This window comes from Dokdonella sp. (assembly GCF_041395345.1).
Classification (GTDB): Bacteria; Pseudomonadota; Gammaproteobacteria; order Xanthomonadales; family Rhodanobacteraceae; genus Dokdonella.
This window is the reverse complement of the sequence record NZ_JAWLAR010000016.1, coordinates 54,416-78,368: the sequence shown is the minus strand read 5'-3', so window position 1 is coordinate 78,368 and position 23,953 is coordinate 54,416. Positions and strand designations below refer to the sequence as shown.

General features: G+C 61.9%; 19 protein-coding genes and 3 tRNA genes. 1 reads left to right on the top strand and 21 read right to left on the bottom strand.

Annotated features, from left to right (window positions below; translation table 11 throughout):
- Positions 1–207: 207 nt before the first annotated feature.
- From istB to kdsB, 14 genes are all read right to left on the bottom strand, one after another.
- Complete coding sequence (istB, locus tag R3F00_RS14415) at positions 208–1,020, bottom strand: IS21-like element helper ATPase IstB (protein WP_371282496.1); 813 nt, start codon at positions 1,018–1,020, stop codon at positions 208–210.
- Complete coding sequence (gene istA / locus R3F00_RS14410) at positions 1,010–2,518, bottom strand: IS21 family transposase (RefSeq protein ID WP_371282495.1); 1,509 nt, start codon at positions 2,516–2,518, stop codon at positions 1,010–1,012. Before istA ends, istB begins: the two co-directional genes overlap by 11 nt.
- Before the next feature lie 277 nt (positions 2,519–2,795).
- A complete protein-coding gene (locus tag R3F00_RS14405; protein WP_371282494.1) occupies positions 2,796–3,932 on the bottom strand; it encodes a hypothetical protein in 1,137 nt (378 codons plus the stop codon).
- Positions 3,932–4,558 (bottom strand): hypothetical protein, encoded by a 627-nt coding sequence (locus R3F00_RS14400; RefSeq protein ID WP_371282493.1) that lies wholly within the window; start codon positions 4,556–4,558, stop codon positions 3,932–3,934. Before R3F00_RS14400 ends, R3F00_RS14405 begins: the two co-directional genes overlap by 1 nt.
- 407 nt (positions 4,559–4,965) lie before the next feature.
- Complete coding sequence (locus tag R3F00_RS14395) at positions 4,966–5,826, bottom strand: hypothetical protein (RefSeq protein WP_371282492.1); 861 nt, start codon at positions 5,824–5,826, stop codon at positions 4,966–4,968.
- Positions 5,827–6,136: 310 nt separating this feature from the next.
- Positions 6,137–6,517, bottom strand: coding sequence for a hypothetical protein (locus R3F00_RS14390; protein ID WP_371282491.1), 381 nt, complete (start codon positions 6,515–6,517; stop codon positions 6,137–6,139).
- Positions 6,518–6,765: 248 nt separating this feature from the next.
- Positions 6,766–6,852 (bottom strand) — tRNA-Leu (locus R3F00_RS14385).
- A 64-nt stretch (positions 6,853–6,916) separates the two neighbouring features.
- Positions 6,917–6,990, bottom strand: a tRNA-Cys gene (locus tag R3F00_RS14380).
- Positions 6,991–7,132: 142 nt separating this feature from the next.
- A tRNA-Gly gene (locus tag R3F00_RS14375) sits at positions 7,133–7,208 on the bottom strand.
- A 104-nt stretch (positions 7,209–7,312) separates the two neighbouring features.
- Positions 7,313–7,903, bottom strand: coding sequence for a CDP-diacylglycerol--glycerol-3-phosphate 3-phosphatidyltransferase (gene pgsA, locus R3F00_RS14370; RefSeq protein WP_371282490.1), 591 nt, complete (start codon positions 7,901–7,903; stop codon positions 7,313–7,315).
- A gap of 10 nt (positions 7,904–7,913) precedes the next feature.
- Positions 7,914–9,731 carry an excinuclease ABC subunit UvrC gene (uvrC, locus tag R3F00_RS14365; RefSeq protein WP_371282489.1) on the bottom strand — a complete coding sequence of 606 codons (1,818 nt, stop codon included), beginning with the start codon at positions 9,729–9,731 and terminating at the stop codon, positions 7,914–7,916.
- A 622-nt stretch (positions 9,732–10,353) separates the two neighbouring features.
- Positions 10,354–11,778 carry a thioredoxin-like domain-containing protein gene (locus R3F00_RS14360; protein ID WP_371282488.1) on the bottom strand — a complete coding sequence of 475 codons (1,425 nt, stop codon included), beginning with the start codon at positions 11,776–11,778 and terminating at the stop codon, positions 10,354–10,356.
- 59 nt (positions 11,779–11,837) lie between these two features.
- Positions 11,838–12,296 (bottom strand): low molecular weight protein-tyrosine-phosphatase, encoded by a 459-nt coding sequence (locus tag R3F00_RS14355; protein ID WP_371282487.1) that lies wholly within the window; start codon positions 12,294–12,296, stop codon positions 11,838–11,840.
- Entirely contained in the window at positions 12,293–13,072 is a 780-nt protein-coding gene (kdsB, locus tag R3F00_RS14350; RefSeq protein WP_371282486.1) for a 3-deoxy-manno-octulosonate cytidylyltransferase, read from the bottom strand. The genes R3F00_RS14355 and kdsB overlap by 4 nt, the downstream gene beginning before the upstream one ends.
- A 141-nt stretch (positions 13,073–13,213) precedes the next feature.
- On the opposite strand from kdsB, the gene R3F00_RS14345 reads away from it, so the two are divergent.
- On the top strand, positions 13,214–14,101 hold the full coding sequence (locus tag R3F00_RS14345) for a DMT family transporter (protein ID WP_371282527.1): 888 nt from the start codon (positions 13,214–13,216) through the stop codon (positions 14,099–14,101).
- Between the two features lie 593 nt (positions 14,102–14,694).
- Here R3F00_RS14345 and R3F00_RS14340 read toward each other — a convergent pair.
- The 7 genes from R3F00_RS14340 to R3F00_RS14310 all read right to left on the bottom strand — a co-directional run bounded on the left by R3F00_RS14340 (position 14,695) and on the right by R3F00_RS14310 (position 23,950).
- Positions 14,695–16,413, bottom strand: a complete 1,719-nt coding sequence (locus tag R3F00_RS14340) for a hypothetical protein (RefSeq protein ID WP_371282485.1) — start codon at positions 16,411–16,413, stop codon at positions 14,695–14,697.
- Positions 16,410–18,563 carry a DUF4175 family protein gene (locus R3F00_RS14335; RefSeq protein ID WP_371282484.1) on the bottom strand — a complete coding sequence of 718 codons (2,154 nt, stop codon included), beginning with the start codon at positions 18,561–18,563 and terminating at the stop codon, positions 16,410–16,412. Before R3F00_RS14335 ends, R3F00_RS14340 begins: the two co-directional genes overlap by 4 nt.
- Positions 18,560–19,708, bottom strand: a complete 1,149-nt coding sequence (locus tag R3F00_RS14330) for a BatA domain-containing protein (RefSeq protein WP_371282483.1) — start codon at positions 19,706–19,708, stop codon at positions 18,560–18,562. The genes R3F00_RS14335 and R3F00_RS14330 overlap by 4 nt, the downstream gene beginning before the upstream one ends.
- Positions 19,705–20,601: a DUF58 domain-containing protein gene (locus tag R3F00_RS14325; RefSeq protein ID WP_371282482.1), complete on the bottom strand. Its 897-nt coding sequence runs from the start codon at positions 20,599–20,601 to the stop codon at positions 19,705–19,707. The genes R3F00_RS14330 and R3F00_RS14325 overlap by 4 nt, the downstream gene beginning before the upstream one ends.
- Positions 20,602–20,630: 29 nt before the next feature.
- The gene (locus R3F00_RS14320) at positions 20,631–21,626 is read right to left on the bottom strand and encodes an AAA family ATPase (protein ID WP_371282481.1); all 996 of its coding nucleotides are present in this window, start codon (positions 21,624–21,626) and stop codon (positions 20,631–20,633) included.
- Between the two features lie 180 nt (positions 21,627–21,806).
- Positions 21,807–22,505: a DUF4159 domain-containing protein gene (locus R3F00_RS14315; RefSeq protein ID WP_371282480.1), complete on the bottom strand. Its 699-nt coding sequence runs from the start codon at positions 22,503–22,505 to the stop codon at positions 21,807–21,809.
- Between the two features lie 110 nt (positions 22,506–22,615).
- Complete coding sequence (locus tag R3F00_RS14310; protein WP_371282479.1) at positions 22,616–23,950, bottom strand: TldD/PmbA family protein; 1,335 nt, start codon at positions 23,948–23,950, stop codon at positions 22,616–22,618.
- Positions 23,951–23,953 lie beyond the last annotated feature (3 nt).

Sequence of the window (23,953 nt, the reverse complement as noted above, 5' to 3'; positions counted from 1 at the left end):
TATTGGCTTCAATTGCCAAATGTTGGTGATTCTAGGATCCTGTGTCCCACAATTGTCCCACGGATTCAATTTTTGGGGAGGGTTTATGGAGCAGAGCGCCGACTGGTTCGAATTCGATTCTCTCCTGACGCCAGGTGTTGATTTCCACGCAAAACTGACCCGGGGTTTTCATCGAAAACTGACCCACCCTCGGTTTGCGTAGTGTAGCTACTCGGTTGTGGATAAGTCGTTCTGGTTTGTCTTCTTCTCTCCTGTTTTGGATGGACTGCTTCGCCTTCGCGGTGTGGTAGCTGCGGAACTGTTCTTGAATCGCCAGGATTCGTTTCCGGTCTCCACGATATGGCAGTGATGGGTCAGTCGGTCGAGCAAGGCAGTGGTCATCTTGGCATCGCCGAACACGCTGGCCCATTCGGTGAAGCTCAGGTTGGTGGTGATGATGACGCTGGTGCGTTCGTACAGGGTTGAGAGCAAGTGGAATAGCAAGGCACCGCCTGCCTGACTAAATGGCAGGTAGCCGAGTTCATCGAGGATGACCAGATCGGCATAGCTCAATCGCTGGGCGATCTTGCCCTGGCGACCCGCGGCCTTCTCTTGTTCCAGTGTGTTGACCAGCTCAACGGTCGACAGGAAGCGCACGCGACGATGATGGTGCTGGATGGCTTCGATACCGATAGCGGTGGCCAGATGAGTCTTGCCTGATCCCGGGCCACCGATCAGCACCACGTTCTGCGCGCTGTCCAGGAACGCACATTCATGCAGGCGACGCACCAGCGCTTCGTCGACGTGGGCCTCGGTGAAGTCGAAGCCGACCAGATCCCGGTGTGCCGGGAAGCGCGCTGCCTTCATCTGATTGGCTTGGCTCTTCACTTCCCGTTCGGCACCCTCGGCGGCAAGCAACTCCGCGAGCCAGTGCTCCGGATCCAGTTCGCGCTGGCGGGCTTTGGCCACCAGTTCCGGCCAGGCCGAGGCCATGCCGTGCAACTTCATCTGACGCAGGCGCGCGATCAGTTCAATGGCCATGACGCACCTCCTGGGCTTGCGCAGATCGCAGGGCGTCGTAGCGATTCACGTTGGCCTGAGGCTCTTGGGCCAAGGTGAGTGTTGTAGCGATACTTTCCCGCGGCAGGACCGGTTCGCTCAGTCGTGCCAGCACGTTGAGGACGTGTTCGCCATTCGGTGCGCCGGATGCCAACACCAGTTCCACCGCCACCAACACGGCCTCCAGTCCGTGTACCGGCACGGCGGCAAGCACTTGGGCCATGACTCGGTCACCGCCAGGTCGGCGCAACAGATGATGTTGCAGGGAGCGTAATGGTGCCGGCATCTCGGCAAACGGTGCGCCATCGCGCAGTGCGCCCGGCTTGCGCTGCACGAGCGGAATGTAGTGTTGCCAGTCGTAGTGAGTCTGATAGCGCTCGAAGCAGCGGGCATGTCGCGCCAGCACCTTGCCCTCGGCCACCAGCACCAGTTCGGTGGGATAGACATGCAGGCTGATGACCCGGTGGACCGCTTCGGTGGGCACGCTGTAGCGATTGCGCTGGAAGTGGATCAGCGCCGTGGCCGAGACCCGGACCGGCTGCTCGATGTAGCCATCAAATGGCGCCGGGTTGGGCATGAACTGGGGTTGCTCGTTCTGCCAGACCTCGGCGATCGTGAGGTCCGGGCAGTCCGGATGGGTCATGACATCCCAGGCGGCACGGCACTCGCTCGTCAGCCAGGCGTTCAGATCGGCCAACGTCGGCCAGTGCCGCTGGCCGGCTTCTGTCCATAACTGACGGCGGCGATCCTGCACGTTCTTCTCGACGACACCCTTCTCCCAACCCGCGGCACGATTGCAGAACTCCGGTTCGAAGAGGTAGTGCCCGCACATGGCCAGGAAGCGCGCATTGACCGTGCGTTCCTTGCCGCGGCCGACCCGATCAACCGCCGTCTTCATGTTGTCGTAGATGCCACGACGCGGCACGCCACCAAACGCAGCAAAGGCGCGCCTATGCGCATCGAACAGCATCTCGTGGCTTTGCATCGGATAGGCGACCAGCAGGAAGGCCCGGCTCGCGGCCAACTTCGCGTGAGCGACCTCCAGGCGCCTGCGCACGCCACCGATGACGGCGTACTCGCAACTCCAGTCGAACTGGAATGCATCGCCCGGCTCAAAGCGCAACGGCACAAACGCCGAACGATGCCGCGTGGCGCCGCCCTCGGCGTGCCAACGGCGGACCGCGGTCGCGACCCGGCCATACCCACCCGGATAGCCTTGTGCCTGCAAGTGTTGAAACATCACCCGTGCGGTGCGTCGATCCCGCTTGGGCCGGTGCCGGTCGGCGCTCAGCCACGCCTCAAGCTGCTCGCGGTAAGGATCAAGGATGCTCGGTGTCACCCGCGCCGGATACACCGGTTCAGTCACGTCTTCCTGGCGCAACCAGCGCCTCAGGGTATTGCGAGAGATACCGTTGCGCTTGGCAATCTCGCGCAACGACAGCTTGTCGCGGAAGTACATCCGCCGAATCTTGGCCAACATGCCCACTGTGATCACTCCTGAAGTCCCCTGAGCACAAAATGATCAGGGTAGTGAAATCAGGTGGGTCAATTTTGGATGGAAATTACCCCGCCAAGTGGGTCAGTTCTGGATGGACATCAACAACTCTGGCACTCGCCAGTGACCGCGCCCCGGTGGCAGCACAACTCCCGGTGAGCAGGATCCACGAAAGCCGGGGCGGTTCAGCATCAGCCAGCGAATGGAGTCGACAAGTGCAACCTGACCCAAGTTTTCCTGGAATTGATCACCAGCAACTATGCTACCGAACAATTACCGATTTCAGTGAGTCCCGATAGGCTGCTAGCATCCCAGACTCCACATTTCGGTTTGGGCTCTGCTCTTTCCACACCTCTCGAACCAGCCGATCCATGTCCACTGAAAGGCTCAGCAAGGCGCTAAACTTATGGGAAGCGTCGAAAATCCGACGCGTGCCATCAGGTACCAATAGCGTCTTTGCATAATCCTGATTCCCATATAGATAATCTAAGTGGCGCTGTGTCTCCGTGAGAATCGCCAGTTCAAAGTACCTACCACTAGCCAGTATCTGCAAATCTGCGTGATACATGATTGATGCAATATCGAAGCTTGAAAGGCTGATCTTGGAGCCTTCCTGTTCTAGGTCTGCTTTGACATGCTTGCAGAGTCGAATCGACTTACGAAGTCCACCCGCTGCTACGTCACAGGAAGCCTTGATCAGCTTGATATGCTTAAAGGGCAGGTTGTCAATGGTCATTGGGACGGACTTGTCCAAGATCGTGACTGCTCGATCGTGCTCAGCAGTCGTCGATTGATAGTCGACTGTGTCGTTCCAATGAGAAGGGACAACGTCCACAGGTCGCGCAAGCGATCCTCCCGAGATCTTGATCGCCTTGCTGCCATTGGCGTCCACCTTTGCAGCTTGAAAAGCGTCGCGTAGCGTTCTTTCGCAATGCGAGCGCAAAGACGAAAGCACATCGATTGATGTCTTGCTACTTCTCGGTCCGTACTGGTTGGTGCGAGCCTTATGGCCAGCTAAAGCGTAAGTACGAAAGTCGCAGTCGATTGTCAGTAGGTCGACATCACTCACTCCACGGATGTGAACGTCGAGCGGCACAGAACCTTGCAGCCGGAAATCCACTTGGCGCTGAGCTGCGTCTAGTGATCGCTTCAGCTGATTTCCAACTCGCTTGGCTGTTTCGATACTGATTCGCGTGTAGTTATCGTCGACTCGCTGCATGGCGCCCAACACCCACCGTGTGTGAGGTTGCTGCTCGCTCGCTCGATCCTGCCAAGCCTCACGAATCTGGTCTCCCGCGAGAACAGCAATTCTCGCTTGCTCCGAAAGCTCCGTGATTCGATCAGTGCCTTGCCGCCTGCTGCGCAGCTGCTCCAGTCGTTGCCGGATATTCTGTGCCATCACTTTCTCGTTAGTTGCATTCGGCCAAATGTGTAGCGCCCGTGGCCGTTGAAGTAGTTGCCTTCAGCGGATCTTAGGTCATCGTTGAACGTCAGTTCCGCAAACCCATGGTGTGTGCGCAGTTCGGGTTCACCAGGGCGTGGATCATTGCGGTAGTTGTATATGAGCCTATAGCCATCGACGCTGTCATGAATAAGCGCAGCATTGATGCTGTTCGAACCTGACTGCTCTGTCTTGAGACGGACCCGAACTTTGTCCCATGTCTGTACGATACTGACGGTAGCCACCCATTCGTAAGTGACTGATCCATCGGCATCGGTAGTCTGCCCGTTACAGGACCACTCGCCGGATAGGTCCGGCACACCGATCAGCCTTGATAGCCACCTCCAGCGCCACGCGAATCGATCGAACAGCCAGTACAAGCCAAAATAGATCGACCCTGTTACGGCTAGTGACAGAATTGTTGGTGGCAGATTCACGTTCCAACCGAGGAAACCGGCAAGATTGACAATGAGGAGGAACAGAAAAACGAGTAGCGCAGCGAGACCGCCGGCTACTGCCGCGATGTATCGGCCTACCTTTGAGCGGTTGACACCGTTGATCAGCGCGTATTCGTGTTCTGTCATGACAATCCTCGGGCATATCGTGAATTGACTGGAGCGTCGTCAATCGGTTTCAACGCGAGCTGGCCACAGCAAATTGGCTACACCCGCCTCGTTCATTTGAACTGGCCGCCCCAAGGTCTTTTGGTTCGATAGCTAGGGTCTACCCTGGCCCCCGGACAATGCAAAGCGGACATAGAATGGGATTCTCTCGCACAAATTGGTGAGCAAAGGGCTTCCCAATGGCTGTCCGACAGGGCGATAGTCAATTGAGCCCAACGACTTAGGTCGTAATTTCCAGCAAGTGACCAATGAGCACTCCCGCTAATGGATTCGTTCCTAGGTCGAAAGATACAACTTTTTGCCGCGCACGTAGCTACCGCCTTGTTCGGACAGATTTCTGCGCGATGCCAACCAACGCCACCCACCGGCTAGCTAGCCTCTGAGTCCGGCTCGGCTGTTGGGCCATCACCAGGAGGCACCACTTCTTGGGGCGCCGAGACGGCGGGACCTTGCTGGACATCACCGCGTGTCATGTCGCGGTTCGGCGCGGGAACGATAAGTGTGCCGTCTTCGGTCACAATTCCCTCGTTCAAGACCATGCAGAGACCGTCCAGCAGCGTCCAGCTGGTGTTGCCGTAGTGATCGACTTGTCGCATCAACCACGCCTTCGCTTCCGTGACGGCTTTTTTGCGCTGCTCAGCGAGTTCTTCGATGCCCATTCCCTCAATGCAGGCGGTGAGCATCGTAAGGCGAGCTAGTTCCGGGTCCGTGTTGCGATGTCGGCGGTGATGAACGTGGTTGCCCCGGACGGTGACCATTGCGCCGAGACTCGCTCTGATGAGCTGTCTTAGCTCTGGCACAAGCTTAGCCAACGCAGGGACGAAATCTTGGTCCTTTGAATACTTGCGTTCAAAGAACGTGACGAGGTCCAGCATTCGAAGCTGGAAAATATACACCTCATTGAGGAACGATTCGCTCCAAAACGTAATCGCCGTGTCAAGGCGCTCCAATGGTGTTGTATCGAGTGTCTGGGCTACGAGCGCCCTCGCTACGTCCAGGGTTTCACACGACTGGATGCACTCCTGAAATTTGTTGAAGAAGTCTCTGAGGAACGTGATTTCGCGAGTCTCATCGACGACTGAGCCCTCGTATTCCCATGGACTATCAATCAACGACTTAACACGCTCCATTGTGTGCTTGTGTCGCTGGTGATTTTCCATGAGCCGCATTGCTGGCTCGCTGAGCGCGTTATTCAGCCGCGCGACGTGACTGGGGCGTTCTCGGATCATCTGTCGGATTCTTCACAGGTAACAAGTGGGAAGTGTGTAGCAGTGCAAGGCGCCATGCCAGAACGGAGAGCGGCGACGAGCCGAAACCCGGGTCAGGTTGCACTTTCCCAAGCTTCACTACGCTGTGTAGCAATCAACTGGTGCCAGAGCGGGAATCGAAGCCGCATGACCCTGCGGCCAAGGGATTTTGAGTCCCATGCGTACGAGACCTGGGTTTTCGAGCCGATTTCTTGCCGGACATTGGCAGCTTTCTTGATGCCAGAAATTTCAGATCGAACGGCATATGAGCAACGTCCCCAATTCATACGATCTAGTGGATGTCGTCGCCACCACCGCATTCGTCAACCCGGTTTGGCCCTTTTGAGTAAATACCAGTGAACTCATCATTGCAGGAGTCGGTTCGCTCAAGGATGAACGGCTCGCCGTAGTAGTCCGTCAAGAAATAATCTTCAGCTCCAACTGGCAGGTTCTTTCCCACTGCATCAAGTCGCACGCATTCCCGGATTTCGTTCGGCAACAAATTCTCGACCCGACATTCCGAAAGGATAGCTCTGAGAAACGATAGTCTTACGTGGGTGGACCCAGACCTCGTGTGCGAAATTTCCATGCTTCCGAGCAGCACCTGGAGCGCCCCTGCAAGAAACAAGGCAATAGCAAGACCAGTGATCCAGGTACTGCGTGCGAAGGCCATGAATCACCACCAGCTGGGTGCGTTCTTGTTTCTGACACCAGAGATGCGTAACGGTTCGGCACCAATCGCCAGCGGACTCAACCTGCCTTGGCGAGCGCCGAACGCTTTTGACTGCATTTCACTTGATCCCGTTGACCCGCGTGCATTCGCGAGACCCGGGTCAGGTGCGCATTCTTCACTGCACCGGTCCAGAAACCCGGGTCAGCTTGCACTTTCCCAGGGCTCCCATAGGCAGGAAGCAATCAATATGGTGCCCGGAGCGGGGGTCGAACCCGCATGGCCTTGCGGCCGAGGGATTTTAAGTCCCTTGCGTATACCAGTTTCGCCATCCGGGCCAACGCGCAGGATGCCCGATGACGCGGCGGGCGGCCAGCGCTTGAAGTAACAATCGGGAAGGGATGGAGGCCTGGGTCGGAATCGAACCGGCGTACGCGGCTTTGCAGGCCGCTGCATGACCACTCTGCCACCAGGCCGGTGGGATGGCGAGCTTAATGCGTCGTCATCAAAAAACAAAACCTCGGGGTCGCCGAGGTTTCTGATCCGGGAGCACCGCGGTAGCGGCCTTGCGGATCTTTCACAACGACGCTGCTGGCAGCCGGACCGTCGTGCACAAACTGGAGCGGGAAAGGAGGCTCGAACTCCCGACCTCAACCTTGGCAAGGTTGCGCTCTACCAACTGAGCTATTCCCGCGTGGGACGCGCATATTACGGAATGCCACGGAAGAGTCAACCTGTTTCGTCCAGAAACGGCATCAAACGGGCCCCTGCGCGCCGATGCCACAGTCAATCGGCGGTTCAGATCTTGCCGCTGTCGGCATCGCGCATGATCGGCCAGGCCGCACGCACGTAGACCAGGGCCGACCAGATCGTCAGCACTGCCGCCACAACGAGCAGCCCTTCGCCGATCCGGTACAGGCGCAATTCCGGAACATCACGCTGGTGCAGGCAGACCACGATGGCGACGATCTGCATGACCGTCTTGAACTTGCCGATCCAGGCCACGCCGACGGCAGCACGCTGGCCGAGCTCGGCCATCCATTCGCGCAGAGCGGAGATGCTGATCTCGCGGCCCACGATGACGGCGCTGGTGACGGCCATCACCGGCGTCGGGTTCTGCTGGACGATCAGGAACAGGGCCACGGCGACCATGAGTTTATCGGCGACCGGGTCGAGAAAGGCGCCAAAAGCCGAGCTCATGTTGTAGCGCCGGGCGATCCAGCCATCGAGCCAGTCGGTGATGGCGGCGGCGATGAAGATGCCGGCGGCGGCGTGGTTCGACCAGCTGCGGCTGGCGGGGAAGTATTCGGGCAGGTAGAAGACGATAACGATGACCGGCAACAATCCGATACGGAACAGGGTGAGGATCGTTGGCAGGGTCAGATGCATGTTTCAGCCATTATCCGTGCAATGCAGCGTAAATGCGTTCGGCAAGTTCACGATTGATCCCGTTGACCTGCATGAGTTCCTCGATTCCGGCCCGGGTTACCCCGGCCAGACCACCAAACTGGCGCAATAGTGCCGCCCTGCGCTTGGCCCCCACTCCCGCCACTTCTTCCAGGCTGGATGCCTCGCGTGCCTTTTCCCTGCGCCCGCGATGGCCGGTGATGGCGAACCGGTGTGCCTCGTCACGTACGGCCTGGATCAGGTGCGATGCCGGGGAATCCGGACCAGGCCACAAGCTGCGGCCGGAATCGCCGAGGATCAAGGTCTCGTGGCCTGCCCGGCGCGCTTCACCCTTGGCTACGCCGACTACTTGTACACCCTCGACACCCAGGGTTGCGAGCACGTCCAGCGCCTGGCGAACCTGGCCGAGGCCGCCGTCGATCAACAGGATATCGGGAAGAATGCCCTGCCCGGCCTGAATGCGCCGGTAGCGGCGCTCCAGCGCCTGGTGCATGGCCGCGTAGTCGTCGCCGCCGGTGATTCCGGTGATATTGAAGCGCCGGTAGTGGGACTTTTCCGGGCCTTCCGGCCCGAACACGACACAGGAAGCGACCGTGGCCTCGCCCATCGTGTGGCTGATGTCGAAGCACTCGATGCGTTGCGGCACTTCTTCAAGCTTGAGCAGGTCGCGCAGGGCTTCGAATCGGCCCAATTGGGTCTGCCGGCTGGCCAGCTTCGCGCTGAGCGCGGCCCCGGCATTGGTGACCGCCATGTCGAGGAAGCGGGCGCGATCGGTGCGCACCGAGGTCTTCAGCTCGACCTTGTGACCGGCGTGGGCGCTCAGGGCCTCTGCCAGCAAGTCGGCCTCGGCAGGCGCATGGCTGAGGACCAGCTCGGACGGCACCGGGCGTTCGAGGTAGTACTGGCCCAGGAACGAGCCGAGCACGTCGGATTCGTCGGCATCCAGGCCGAGGCGCGGATAGAAGTTACGCGAGCCCAGGCTGATGCCGTCACGAAAGAACATCACGCTGACGCAGGCCACACCCTGGCTGATCGCACAGGCGAGGACATCCATGTCGGCGCCGGCCCCGTGCACGTAGTGCCTGGCCTGCACCTTCCTGACCGCGGCAATGCGATCGCGCATCAGCGCCGCGCGCTCGAAGTCCAGCGCCGCGCTGGCCTGCTCCATCCCGGCAATCAGTTCGTCGAGCAATGCATTGCTCTTGCCTTCGAGGAACATCGCGGCATGGCGAACGCTGGTCTGGTATTCCTCGGCGGGAATGAAATCCACGCAGGGCGCGCTGCAGCGACCGATCTGGTATTGCAGGCAGGGGCGCGAGCGGTTCTTGAAGTAGCTGTCCTCGCAGTTGCGGATACGGAACAGCTTCTGCAGAAGGCTCAGGGTTTCCCGGACGGAAATCGCACTCGGATACGGTCCGAAATAGCGCCCTCCCCCGGTGCGTGCACCACGATGGAAGGCCAGGCGCGGGTAGTCACCGGGGGTCAGGTGGATATAGGGGTAACTCTTGTCGTCGCGCAGCAGGATGTTGTAGCGCGGGCGCAGCGACTTGATCAGCTGCGCTTCCAGCAGCAAGGCCTCGGCCTCGGTGCGGGTCAGGGTGATCTCGATGCTGGCGATCTGCGCGACCATGGCCGCGATGCGCGGCTGCATGCTGGGCTTGAGGAAGTAGCTGCCGACGCGCTTCTTCAGATTGCCGGCCTTGCCGACATAGAGAAGATCACCGCTGGCGGCGATCATCCGGTAAACGCCAGGCGCGCTGCTCAGGTTGGCGACAAAGGCCTTGCCGTCGAAGGAGGGTTGATCCTGCATGGGATGGATTGTGGCGTGGATGGGGTGTGGCGGAAACCCGTGTTCAGGTTCAGGAAGTTTTTCCGGCGGCCGTTGGAACTGATGTTTGGCGCGATTGCGTACCCTCGACAGCCGTTCCAGACGCTGTTCTACCTCCTGCATCCATGCAGTCGTCACCCCAACCCTCTCCCATGGGGCGAGGGAGCCAGGACTCAGCTTGCCTCGGCAGAGAGGGCGTTTCCTTCTCCCCTCGGGGGAAGGTGCCCGCAGGGCGGATGGGGGTACGCGTCACCATTAGTCCCCCAATTTCGCGAGGATCTGCATGGCGGTTCTGGAAGCGTTGGAATCTGCGCTTTGTCCGTACCCTCTCCCCAACCCTCTCCCGAGGGGAGAGGGGGTCTGGATTCAGCTCGCCTCGGCAGTGAGGGTGTTTCCTTCTCCCCTCGGGGGAAGGTGCCCGCAGGGCGGATGGGGGTACGCGTCACCATTAGTGCCCCTGCATCGCGAAGTACTCCATGGCGGTTCTGGAAGCGTTGGAATCTGCGCATTGGCCGCACCCTCACCCCAACCCTCTCCCGAGGGGAGAGGGGGAAAAAGCAGATACCCGCGTTGGCTCTTGTACCAAGTACCGGGACGTCAGGTGCTACTCGCCGATCGGCACGCGCTTGGCGATGCCGCTGGCCAGGTCGATGCGGACGATTTCGTGCACGTTGGTGTTGGCGACCCAGAGCGCTCCGGAGGCGATCGAGAGTCCGCCGGGTTCCTGCAGACGATAGTTGACGTTGAGGGTACGCACTGCTCCGCTCTTGAGGCTCAGGGCCTTGATGCGGCCGTTGTAGCTGTCGGCGATGAAGATGATGCCGCGCGGATCCATGACCACATCGAGCGGATTCTGCAGCCGCGCTGTTTCGCGGTTGCCCGACGCATCACCGTATTCATACAGGCCGGCGCCGACCAGGGTCTTGACCCGGCCATCGCTGAGGCGGAGCAGCCGAATCGACGAGGAGGCCGCGTCGCAGATCAGCAGCTGCAAGCCGCTGGGCGAAACGCCGCTCGGCTGGGCAAAGCTGGCTTCCAGTGACAGGCCATCCTGCATGCCGAGCTTTCCGGTACCGGCCAGCACGTCGACACGATTCCGGCCCAGGTCCAGCTCCCAGATCTGGTTCTGGCTGGCCGAAAGCACATAGAGCTTGTCGGCAATGATCGCCAGGCCACTGGGGTTGCTGATCGGGGTCGCGAGCGGATCGGCATCGTGCGGACGTGCACGCCCTTCCTCGCCTGTTCCCAGCACGGTCTCGACATCGCCTCCGTGCAGCCGGATCTTGCGCACGGCGTGATTGCCACGATCGGCCACGAAGAGGAATTCATCGCGCAGGGCCAGACCCTGCGGATCATTGAATCCGCACTCCTGGTTGCGACCGTCCCAGTAGCTGGCATCACCGGATCCGAACTGGCGCAGGATGCGACCATCGTGGTTGCACTCGAGCACCCTGTCATGACCGCTGTCGGAGACATACAGCAGTGAATCCGTTGCCAGAAGCTTGCCGGGGAACGACAGCGGCAGGCGCGGTTCCGGACGCGACGCCGGCGCGGACGCTTCGTACTCGCGCAGGTCGCGCTCGGCCGCTTCATCGAGCAGCCTGGCGATCTGTTCGTCGAGATCCTGCCGCCGCCCCTCGCCGGGAATGACGGCCGCCACCTGGCCTTCGGCATCGATCAGCACCGCACTGGGCCAGGCATCGATGCCGTATTGCTGCCAAAGCGCGTGCTGGGTGTCGTTCGCCATCGGGTGGCGGATGTTGTGCCGGTTGACGGCCTTGAGCACGGCGCCGGAATCACGCTGGGCGGGATACTTGGGCGTGTGCACGCCGATCACGGTCAGGCCGTCGTGATAGCGGTTTTCGAGGAAGGTCAGGTCCGGCAGCAGATTCCAGCAGTAGACATTGTCATAGCTCCAGAACCAGAGCAGGACCACGCGGCCACGCAAATTCGCCAGCATCGGCGCTTCGCTGACATTGACCCAATCGAGCCCGGCTGGAAACTCCGGTGCGGGTGATCGTGAATCCATCCTCTCCCCCTCTGAATGCTCGTTGCGCTGCACACGGGCGCTGCCTGGAACGCTCCGGACTACCGTCCTGTCACTCGATCCACATAGGCCATGATGCCATCGCGGGCCAGATCCAGTGCGCGCTGGAAGTCCCTGTTGCTGCCGTAATACGGATCGGGCAGTTCGACAGGCTCTGAAATGCCGACAAACGGCAGGAACAACTCGACCCGTTCGCGGCCTTCCAGCGGGCCCCTGGCCCGTGCGGCGCGCAGATTCACCTGATCCATCACCAGCAGATGATCGAATCGCGAGAAGTCCTCTGCACAGAGCTGGCGCGCGCGATGGGCCGACATGGGATATCCATGCGCCTCGGCCATGGCGATCGCGCGCGGATCGGCTTGGTCGCCGACGTGGTAGCTCTCGGTGCCCGCCGACTCGACCTCGATGTCGAGCCCGGCGCGGGCGAATTCCACGCGGGCGACGGCCTCAACAGTCGGCGACCGGCAGATATTGCCCATGCAGACGAACAGGATCTTCATGCCGTGGCCTTGTCTGCCAGCAGGCGCTCGACGCGGGCCAGATCCTCCGCAGTATCGACGCCTGCCGGAAAGGGTTCGGGTGCGAGAGCCACGGTGATCGGGCAGCCGTGTTCGATCGCACGCAATTGCTCGAGGGATTCGGCAATCTCCAGCGGCGTTCGCGACATGCCCGCCAGCAACTTGAGGAACCCGGCACGGTAGGCGTAGATGCCGATATGGCGCAGGAAGTTCGTATCCGCAGGCAGGGTTTCGCGTGATTGCGCAAACGTATCGCGCGCCCATGGAATCGGGGCACGGCTGAAGTACAGCGCGTTGCAGGATGCATCGCGCACAAGCTTCACGCAATTCGGATCGAACAGTTCTTCCGCGGTCAGCACCGGGGTTGCCAGGGTGGCCATCGGACAGTTGCCCGAGGCCAGCGCCTCGGCTACGGCACGAATGCCGCTGGCGGGTGCGAGGGGCTCATCGCCTTGCAGGTTGACGACGATGCGCGCGTCATCCCAACCGCGCAGCTCGGCAAGTTCGGCGAGGCGATCGCTGCCCGAGGCATGCTCGCTGCGGGTCAGCGTCGCAGCGACTCCACTGCCTTCGAGCGCGTCCACGATTCGCTGATCGTCGGTGGCAACGACAACCTCGCTTGCGCCGGCCTGCAGCGCGCGCCGCGCCACATGCAGGATCATCGGATCGCCGGCAATGAGGCGCAGCGGCTTGCCCGGAAGGCGCTGCGAACCGTAGCGGGCAGGAATGGCAACGACGAAGTCGATCTCGGGTTTCATGTCCCGATTCTGGCTGAACGGCTCGCAGGAGGCCAGTTGTCGCGAATGACCAGGGATCGTCGAGGTGTATCATGCGCCTTCCGCTTCCCTGGTTTTCAGCCTGACGTGACCAACATCATCAGTGTGCCGTCAGCGCTTCCGTTGCGCGCAGCATTGCTGATGGCGGCAAGCGCCTCGCTGTTCGGCATGATGGCCATAGCCATCCGTTTCGCCTCCAGCGAGCAGCACGCGTTCGAGATTGCATTCTTCCGCTGCCTCTTCGGGGCCTTGTTCGCCCTGCCCCTGATTCGCGTGCACGGCTTCGAAATCCTGCGTACGCGACGTATCGGCTTCTATCTGATTCGTTGCGGGGTCGGCATCATCTCGATGCTGTGCGGATTCTGGGCGCTGGTGCACTTGCCACTGGCTCAGGCCGTGGCCCTGTCCTACTCGACGCCGATGTTCATCACGATCGGCGCGGTGCTCGTGCTCGGTGAAGTGGTGCGCATGCGGCGCTGGAGCGCGGTGATTGTCGGCTTCATCGGCGTGCTCGTCATCGTGCGACCGAGCACGACCGATTTCAGCGTGGCAACCCTGGTCGCGCTGACGGCGGCAGCACTCAGCGGCATGGTCACGATCAGCATCAAGTACCTGTCGCGCACGGATCCACCGGATCGCATCGTGTTGTTGACCACTCTTCTCTGGGTGCCGCTGAGCTTGCCGTTTGCATTGACAGTGTGGGAGTGGCCATCCGCGCACATCTGGCCGTGGCTGGTGCTGTCGGGCGCGCTCGGTACCGGCGGCCACTATTGCTGGACGCGCGCCTTGAAGATGGCGGACGCCTCGGCGCTGGCGCCGTTGAGCTACCTGCAATTCCTCGTGGTCGGCGTGCTTGCCTGGCTGCTGTTCAACGAGACGGTCGATACCTACACCCTGATCGGTGCGGCCATCGTCATCAGCGCCAGCCTGTATATCGCCCGGCGTGAAGCCCAGGTCGCCCGCCAGCAACTCAATGCGGAACTGGCGGCCAGAGCCAAGCCGCAGCTTTGATTGCGCTAGTGGCGTGAGTTGCTTTCTGCACGTTGCCTTTCAAGGAATCATCTCCAGCCTCGAAGCGGCTGCGCGGTTTGCACAAGAGCATCGCCCCTGACGGGCCTCCTACAGAATGCATCGAAACACGGGGCACCAACCTCATCCCGCAGGAGCAGGCTTTGACTTTACTGAGAGGGGACTTTCTTTGGTCGCGATGCCTTTCAGCAGCTTGCGCGAAAGTCTGTGAAAAGCATCGTCCCTGAAGGGGCCTCCTACAGGATGCGTCGAAACAGGGGCATCACACTCACCCCGCAGGAGCAGGTTTTGGCCGACCCGAGAGGGGACTTTCTTTGGTTGCGATGCCTTTCAGCAAGTTGCGCGACAGTCTGTGAAAAGCATCGTCCCTGAAGGGGCCCCCTACAGCAGCAATGAGGCTCGGCGCCCCAATCACTGCGTGCAGGAGTCGAATCCAGCGGAAAGGCTTTTCGTAGGAGGCCCTTCAGGGGCGATGCTCTCTCGCGAGGTTTCGACGAAGAGTCACGACAAGGCGAGGTCCCTCTTAGGAACAGCTGCTACCAGTCCCAGCGGGAAAATCTATCCTTCAGGATTCTTCATGGCTGCGAGATGGGCCTGCGACGCTCCAGCCACCAGACCATTCCGGCCAGTGCCAGCCAGAGCAGGAAGAACGGCCAGCGTGGCATATCGATGAGGGTACGCCGTTCCACCGGCGTTTCATTGACCAGGGCCAGGGTTGCTTCGCGCGTGGCCATGCGCTGCAGGGAATCGGCTTCGCCGCGATCAAGTACATGAATCGGCCAGCGTTCTTCGCCGTTGATCAGTTCATGCCAACCCGCGCGATCCGGCCACCATGCGGCGCTGGAAGATGCGTCGTCGGTCTCGACCAGCAGCGCACGGGAAACGCCGTCCGCGTTTTCGATCTCTGCGCCGGTTTGCAGCCCGCAGATCACGCTGCGCTGATCGACGCGCACCTGCCGTGGCCATTGCGGCGTCGCCTTTCCGCGGGCGCGGGCCAGCGTGGAAAAAGTGTCGCTCCAAAGCGTTTCGTAGGTGTGGCGATCGCCTTCGAGGGTCATGCGCCAGGTATCCAGCGGCAACCAGAGGCCGACCCGGCCCTGCCCCAGCGCACGCCAGCGGGCCAGGTCCGATCCATCCGATGCCACCAGCAAGGGCACCGAATCCGCAGCGCGCACAACAAGCGGACGGCGACTCAGGGTTCGGCTTTCGCCCGGCTCGCCGGGCAGGTTGCCGACTTCGACGCTGCGCGAAACATCGGCATCGTCCAGCTGGAATCCGAGCGCCGCCCAATCCTCGGCCACTTTCGAGGGAACCGGGCCAGTCACGCGCAGCAGCAGTCCCATGCCGGCCTCGACGGCAGCCCGGATCGACTCGCGCGCCGATTGCGGCAACCCGGTCCAGGCACGCTCGTCAAGGATCAGCAGGTCGGTTTCTGCAAGACTGCCGGGATCAAGACTCGCTGCCGACTGGCGTTGCTCGATGCCGCGACTCAATGCGATCTGGCTGCCCAACACATGCCCCGCATCGACTATCCAGCGGCGCAGATACTTCAGCTCGGCGTCGGGCGCACCGGCAATCACCTCGATGCGCAAGGCATCCGCCTTGCCGGCCGCGACCGCGATCGGCGCCTCCTCGACCACTGCATCCTCGGCATCCAGCACGCGCAAGCCGTAACGCATGCGCGTATTCGATCGCGCGACGGTCGACAGTTCGAACCGGCCCTCGGCATCCAGCGGCGCACTCGCGACGACTGCCCCACTGCGATCGAGCAATTCCACGCGTGCATCGGCCACCCCGGATACGCGCCCGCTCACCGACCAGACCGTACCGGCGCCGACGGCCTCGGGCACCTTGAGATCGACCACGCCCCGCGGTTCATCGGCTGCCTCGAATACAAGGCCGCGATCGGCCACAGCAGCGCGATCGCGCTCCGGCAAACCATCGCCCAGTACGTGCAGGCTTTCGATTTCCGGATGCTCGCGCAGGGCACTGGCGAGATCCACGACGCGCTCTCCCGTGTGCGGATCAGACGCCGCTTCGGGCAACACGAGGCGTGTTGCTTCCGGCGCGATGCTCGTCCATTGGCTTTCGGTGGTCCCGGAAGTCGCCACGAATGCTGTTTCGCCACTGCGCGTTATGGGCGGTGGAAACAGCAACAGGGCCAGCGCCGCACCGAGCAGGAGTTGTCCGAGTGAGAACAACCAGCGACGCATGCCGGGAGCACGTCCGCTGCGGAAGCTTCCAATCACGATCGCAACAACAATCACGAGCAGGCTGGCAAGCGATAGGCTCACGGTTGCACCTCCGCGCCGAGCCCATCGAGATAGGCCTTGCCGACGGCATCCGGTTCCGCGCGCGAAGGTGTTTCTGCTGGCGGCACCGGCAACAGCGCCCAGAGCGCATCGAGCACGCTCTCGCGACACGCATCGCAAGCCGGTTCGCGACGCAACACGTCGAGCGCGGCAATCAGGTCCAGCGGATCATCGAGGTGGGATTCGTGCTGGCGCACCCAGGCTTCGAGTACTACGAGGTCGATCGATTCTCCATTCGAGAGCGCGCGGTACGCCTGTTCAAGGAACTCGTCACCGGCATCAGCCGGCATCAGCACGCCGCGCGGATCGCGCAGACCTTCGCGCTTGCCGGACAGGCGCCGGCTTTCATCAACCGGTGGCAGCTCAAGACCGACGCGCGCCAGATAGATGCGCGAAGCCTGCTGCACCTGCTTGATGTAGGCCAGCGCCCGGTTCTCGAACGGCAAAGCCCTGGCCGGCTCGCCGAGACGCAGATGCAGTTCGGCCTGCCACATTTCGGCCAGGGCGGATTTGAGAATCTTCTTTGTTTCCGGATCCAGCAGGGTCGCGGCTTCGGCGTGATCGTGGGCGTGGCCGAACTCGGCGAGCACGTCGTCGGCGACACCGAATTCCGCATTGCCGTGGTCATGCCCGTCATCGTGGCTGTGCCCGGCAGGCAGAGCATCGAGTTGAGTGGGCTCGTCCTTGTGCTCGTCGTCTTCGGACGCCTGATGCTCGGGGCCCGCGCCACCACCGGACTCGAATTCCTCCCCAAGGAACTGCCCATAGCGCAGACGCAGGATCTTCTGATCGACGCCGATCGTGTCGGAACGCGCAAGGAAACGATCGGCGTCCAGTTGATCGCGCTCGGCGAGCAGTGCCTCGGTATCGATGATGATCTGGCGCTGGCTGCGAAAATAGGCAGGCAGGACTTTCTGCACGATGCCTTCCACGCCCTCGCTCTCACTGGCCATTTCCGCTGGCCAGCGCAGGATGTAGCTCGCGCTGCGTGCGACGTTGGCTTGTGGCTTGCGCAGATCACGTACACTGAGCCGAACGATCAGATCGTCGCCGGGCGTGATCCCCGTCGATCCCAGCGACAGCTTTCGCCTGAACGTTTTCTGGCGTGCACTGCCGGCGGACTCGGCACGCAAGCGCTCGCTACGCTCGCTGACCGTGACCTGTTCGCCACTGCCCTGGGCCAGGATGATGCCCAGGCTGGCGTCGCCAACGCCATAGTCGTCGCTGACTTCGAATTCGAGTTGCCATGACTGTTGACCCGGCTCGACCTGGCTCAGTGTCTTCTCGGGCAGGATCACGCGTATGGTCGGCGGCTGGTCCGCGATCGCATCGAGTCGATACAGGCGATCTTCTTCGAGCGGTGGCGCCGCGCCGAGCACGATGCGATACAGGGTCGACTGCCCGAGTTCCGTTTCGGCAGCCCAGGCTTCGCCTTCCTTGCGAAGCGGAAGCGTCGATCCGTCATGGAACTGCAGGGACGCGGCTCCCGGTTCCGGCGAAAATGCGAGCTTCCAGTGCAGGGTCGAACCCTGCGCGGCTTCGACATCGAGGGTGGACTCTCTTCGCGAAGGCAGACCCGTGTAGGCGGGCGGCTCGATGTCGATCCGGATCGACTTCAACGACGTGACGCGGGCGACCTGATCCGGCTGGGCCATTGCTGACGGTGTTTCCGCCTCCGGCATGCCGGCCTCGGGCCGGTACAACGACGCCAGCGCGATGCCCGCTGCAAGCAGGCCGAGCAATGCGATGCGTCGCCACGGCCAGGCTTCGCGCACGTCCGCAGGGCGCGAGCCATCGAGTCGGTCCGAGATACGCCGGCGCTGCAGTTTCTCGAGTGCGGACAGCCCGGCGTCGTCGCGCAGAAGCAGGTCGCTGCTGTCATCGAGCAACGGCATCGATGCATCGAGACGACGGACGACCTGCTCGACGCGGAGACCGCGCAGCGCGAACCAGAGCCAGCCGGCGAGCGCCATCGCCATCGCGACCGCGGTCGCGATGACCAGCGCTGCGGCGAGCTGGTTGCGCATCGCGAACAGCAGGGCCGCAATCATCGGCAAGGCACTGGCCAGGATGATCAGGGCACGGCGCGCACGCATGCCGCGCAACAGGCGATTGGGGACAGACCGACTCATTCCGCTCGCCGCCTTCGCATCGCCACGATGCGTTCGAGCAGAAACACGAGGGCGATGAGCAGACACAGCAGTTGATCCAGCGCTGTGGTCTGCGACGGCATCGATCGATCATGCGTGTGCGGCGCGACCTCGGCGGCAATAGCGCGGCTCGGTGGCGGCGCCGACCCCACCAGCAAGGCGCGCAGTTGTTCCGGGAATTCCGCATCCAGCAGCATCGGCAGGCTTTCGGGAACCAGCGGCTGCACGATTCGGAGGATGGCGCCTGCACCGATCGCCTGCTCGCGCGCGATGGCTGCACCCGTCTTGTCTCGCAGCACGACCGATCCCGAATGTGCCTCGGGCTCGATCAGGACCAACCGCCCCCCCGCCGCGATCCATGGCTGCACTTCGTCGGGCAAGGCCGCACCGAGCCAGATCATGGCGTCATCGTCCGCAGCGACAGGGGCCGAGGCCGGTTGTTCATCGATCTCCCAGCGTCCGGGTTCCGCCTCGCTCAACGCGTCGAGCGCAGCGCGCAGATAACGCAGTCCGTCTGCACTTTCTGCGTCATGACGAATGCCGATCCTGAGCGGCTTGCTGTCGGTTCGGGTGCTTGCCGATCGGTCCGCCGCCGGCACGACTTTCCAGGCAATGCTGCGGCCCAGCGCGATGCGCTCGGCATCGAGCCCGCCCACTACGGACGGCACGAGCACGGTCAGACTATCGGATGGCGGAATGTCCGCCTCGAACTGGCGCAGCAGACTGGCCAGCGGCTGATCCGGTGCCGGCCTTTCGCTTTCGATCTCGGGAAATCCGGGCGCAAGCCAGCGCCATTCGGCCTGCGCGTCGGCAACCCCCGCCTGCGCAGCGGCAAGATCGATGTCGCCGCTGGCGAGCACCCAGTGGCGCGCACCGCGCCACTCCCCGTGGAGCACCGGGACAGCCAGCAGCAAGGCGATCAGCGCAAGCAGAAGCAGGCGCAGCAAGAGCAGGCCGATGTCCTCGAAGCGCAGTCGGCGTCGCGGGCGCTCGCTCTGGCGCAGCCAGCGCAAGGCCGGAAAGTCGTAGGGCGTCTGCTCGGGTCGGCGCACCAGATGGATCAGCAAGGGCAGGATCCATGCGGCCAGGGCGGCCAGACCCAGCGGCAGCAGCAGACTGATGCTCATCGCCGGTCCGCCGCGCGCTGAGGTGCGCCGAACAGTGTGTGCAAGGGCTCGTCCAGCGGCCGATCCAGTACATGTTCCACATGTGCGATGCCACTGGCCGCGAGTCGCCTGGCCAGTGCTGCGCGTGCAGCGGCAAAACGCTCGAGATAGTCGCTGCGTGCGCGTGCGGCATCGACACGCAATTCGACACCGCTTTCCGGATCGCGCATCAGCATGCCGCCACGGAACGGAAAGTCGCGCTCTTCGGCAGTCAGCAACTGGATCGACAGGACTTCGCGCCGCGTCGCCGAGAGACGCACGGCAAGATCGGTCAGCCGATCATCGAAACCATCGCTGAGCAGGAGCACCAGCGAGCCCGGCCGGACCCGATCCCACAGCGCGGCCAGTTGCGAATCGGCGGTGATACTGCCGCCACTGCGCATGCGTTCGAGCTCGACCATGCAGCGGTCGCGCTGGCGCGGACCAGCACCGTCGGCAACGAACTGCAGCGCTTCGCCAGACAGCCCGATCACACCGAAACGATCCCCCTGGCGCAGCGCCAGTTCGATCACGCAGGCCGCGAGCACCCTGGCGGCTTCGAGCTTGCTGAATTCGGGCCGGGCCCGATCCGACTGCGCCATCGAAGCACTGGCGTCGATCAATATCCAGACGGTCAGCGGACTGTCGCGCTCGGCTTCACGCACGAAATAGCGATCGGAGCGCGCGAACAGCTTCCAGTCGATGCGCCGCGGCTCGTCGCCGGGTTCATAGCCTCGATACTGGGCGAACTCCAGGCCTGCCCCGCGGCTGCGGCTGGCATGCATGCCGAGGCCGTCGCCCAGCGAAGGCCCGCGCATGCTCAGGCGCAGGTCGCGCAAACGGGCATGCAGTTCGGGCGGAATGCGCAAGGCCATCGCCGTCGTGCTGTCGTTGCCGACCCGGCTCAGGCCGGAAACGGCACGTCGCGCAGCAGCACGTCGATGACGTCATCGGTGCTGCGACGGTCCGCTTCGGCGGCAAACGAAAGCAACAGCCGATGCCGCAGAACCGGTGAGGCCAGTGCGCGAACGTCCTCGCGTGTGGCGGCAAGGCGTCCGTGGATCAGCGCACGCGCCTTCGAAGCGAGCACCAGCGACTGACCAGCACGCGGACCCGCACCCCAGCGTACCCATTCGCGCACCTCGTTGATGACACTATCCTGCGGACGCGATGCACGCACGAGGCGGGTGATCCAGGTCAGCAGATCTTCGCTGACGTGCACCTCGCGAACCAGCTTCTGCAAGGCGATCACCTCGGCACCATCCATGACTTCGCTGACCTTTCCGGAACCGCTGCCGGTAGTACGCACGAGAATGGAGCGCTCCTCCTCCTCACCCGGATACTCGACCCGGATGTGCAGCAAGAAACGGTCAAGCTGCGCCTCGGGCAAGGGATAGGTACCGGCCTGCTCCAGCGGATTCTGCGTGGCCAGCACGAAGAATGGTTCCGGCAACGGATAGGTTGTACCGGCATAGCTGATGGTGTGCTCCTGCATCGCTTCGAGCAGGGCCGCCTGGGTTTTCGGCGGCGTGCGATTGAGCTCATCGGCGAGCAGCAGGCTGGTGAACACCGGCCCCTTCTGGAACTTGAAGTAGCGCTTGCCGGTGCCATGATCCTCTTCGAGGATTTCGGTGCCGAGGATGTCGCTGGGCATCAGGTCGGGCGTGAACTGGATGCGCCTGAACTCCAGTCGCAAGGCTTCGCCGAGCGAACGCACGAGCAGCGTCTTGCCGAGCCCGGGCACGCCTTCGAGCAGGCAATGTCCGCCTGCCAGCAAGCCGATCAGCAACTGTTCGACGACCTCATCCTGGCCGACGATGGCTTCGGCGATCGAGCTGCGCAGTTGCGCGAGCTTCTCGATTTGCCGCTTTACGCTTTCTTCTGTCACTGCACTACTCATGGTGTTGTTCCAATGTCAGTCTCTGAACCGCTTTGCCAGGAGCAAGCTTCAGCTGCGATGCTTTTCGGCAAGATTCTTGAGAAGCATGATGCTCGAAAGCATCGCGGCTGAAGCCTGCTCCTGCAGTGCAAGATGCCAGCGTCCACGCGACCGAAGAACCTTGCGTTCACCACAGCGCCTTCACGTCGTCATCGCGTAGACGGCGATGTTGACGGCGAACCTGGTGTTGTCTTCGGCCAGGAATCGCTTGTTGCGCCAGTCGTAGTCCCATTCGCATCCGTAATCCTTGTTGCTGTAGAGCACGCCGAGACGGCCGTCGATTTCGATGCCCTTCAGATACTCGTGAACCAGATCATCGCCCCAGCCATTCAATTCGAATCCGGTGGCCGGCGGCCCGTCGAACTTGAAGAAGCAGGAATACAACGGGTGGTTGTTCGGCAGTTTCTGCATCGCAGCGGGGCCGAAAATGGAGGCCATCTCCGCTTCGAAGGACTTGGCGAACAATCCGTCGATATCGTGGTTGCAGTCGTCAACCAGGACGAAGCCCCCGTTGCGCACGTACTTCTCGAAATTGCGTCGTTCGTCCGGATTGAATTCGACCAGCTTGTGTCCGGCCAGATAGCAGAAGGCCGCGCCCAGCATGCGCGGGTCGCCGAGCGGAATAACCTGCTCCTTTGGATCGACGCGCAAGGTCGTGTACTGGATCAGCGCATCGATCAGGTTCGAAGGCATGCGCTGGTCGACATCCCAATCCCCCGATTCGTACATGAGCCGGGTGAACACGAAGTCGTAGGCAGACTCCGCCGCACGCAGCGAACGAGGCAGCAGCGGAGCAAACGCGCAGGCTGCCATCAATCGAAGAAACTCCGCGCGCGTCATCGGACAATTCCGCGCAACAGAATCGGGAAATCGGGCCTCACATCGCAGTCTGCATTTGCCCTGCTTCGCTCAGCTTTCACGATTCCCGATTCCCGATTCCCTGTTCCCGGCTATACGGCATCCGACAGCGATGTAAACGTGAAGTCACGGATCTTGAGCGGCGGGATCATCATCACGAACGGTGATTCATCATCACCGACGCGGACCGGCTTGCCGATCTCCTCGATGTTGTTGAGCATGATCACGGGCGATTCGTTGAAACGGAAATTCTTGACCGGATACTTGATCTCGCCATTCTCGACGTAGAAGGTGCCGTCACGCGTCAGGCCGGTCAGCAGCACGGTCTGGGGGTCGACCATGCGGATGTACCAGGTACGCGTAACCAGGATGCCCTTCTTGGTCGACTTGACCAGATCCATGGTCGACTTGTCGCCGCCGATCATGATCAGATTTCCCGGCTGGCCAATGGCCTGCTTTTCCTTGAGCTTGGCCCAATAGCGGGAATACTGCAGGTATTCGACCTTGCCCTTGGTGATGATCGGCGTGCGCTCGCGGACCAGACCATCGTCATCCCAGGGCAACACTGCCGCGATCGGATCGGCCGGATCGGCATACAGCGTCACGCGCTCGTCGTAGAGTTTTTCGCCCACCTTGTTGCCGCCGCCCTTCTTCGAAAGGAAGCTGCGGCCCTCGTCGGCCTGGCGTGCGTCGAAGCCGAACATCATGTACGAGATCAGGCCCGATGACGCGGCCGGCTCGAGGATCACGGTGTACTTGCCCGGTTCCAGGGCCTTGGCGTCCTTCGAATCCTGCGCCTTCTGGATCGCGATCTTGATTTCCTCGTCGGCGTTGAACTGCGAGACGTCAGCCACATTGCGCGCCACCCAGCCCGAGCCGGTGCCGTCCTCGGTGCGCACGGTGCAGGTGAAGTCGACATTGGTGCTGGTCTGGTAGCCGAAGTTGCCATTGCTGTTGGCGATGGCCGAGAAGCGATTGCTGTCGGAAAAGAAGCCGGCCGCAATCAGCTTGGCCTTCTTGCAGGGATCGATCGAATCGGCAGCCACGGTGGCCCGATATTCCGGCTTGATCTCTGCCGTCGTCTTGAACCAGGTCGGAGTCGGCTTGTAGGTCTGCTTCTTGATCGCCGGCATGAACTCGGGATTTTCGGGTGCCAGCCTGGCCAGCTCCTCCGCGCGCCTGACCACTTTTTCCAGCGAGGCGTCGTCGAATTCGTTGATCGTGGCCGTGCCGACCCGCTTGCCGAATGCCACCTGCACGACCAGTTCGGCATCGCTGACGATGCCGCTGGTGGATACTGCATTGATGGCGTAGCGGATGTTGCCGTCAATCTGGCCGTTCAGCGTGGCCGTGCATTCGTCGGCTTTCGACAGCTTGATGACCTTGTCGAGGATCGCCTTGGCGTCCTGTTCGGAATAGATGCTCATCGA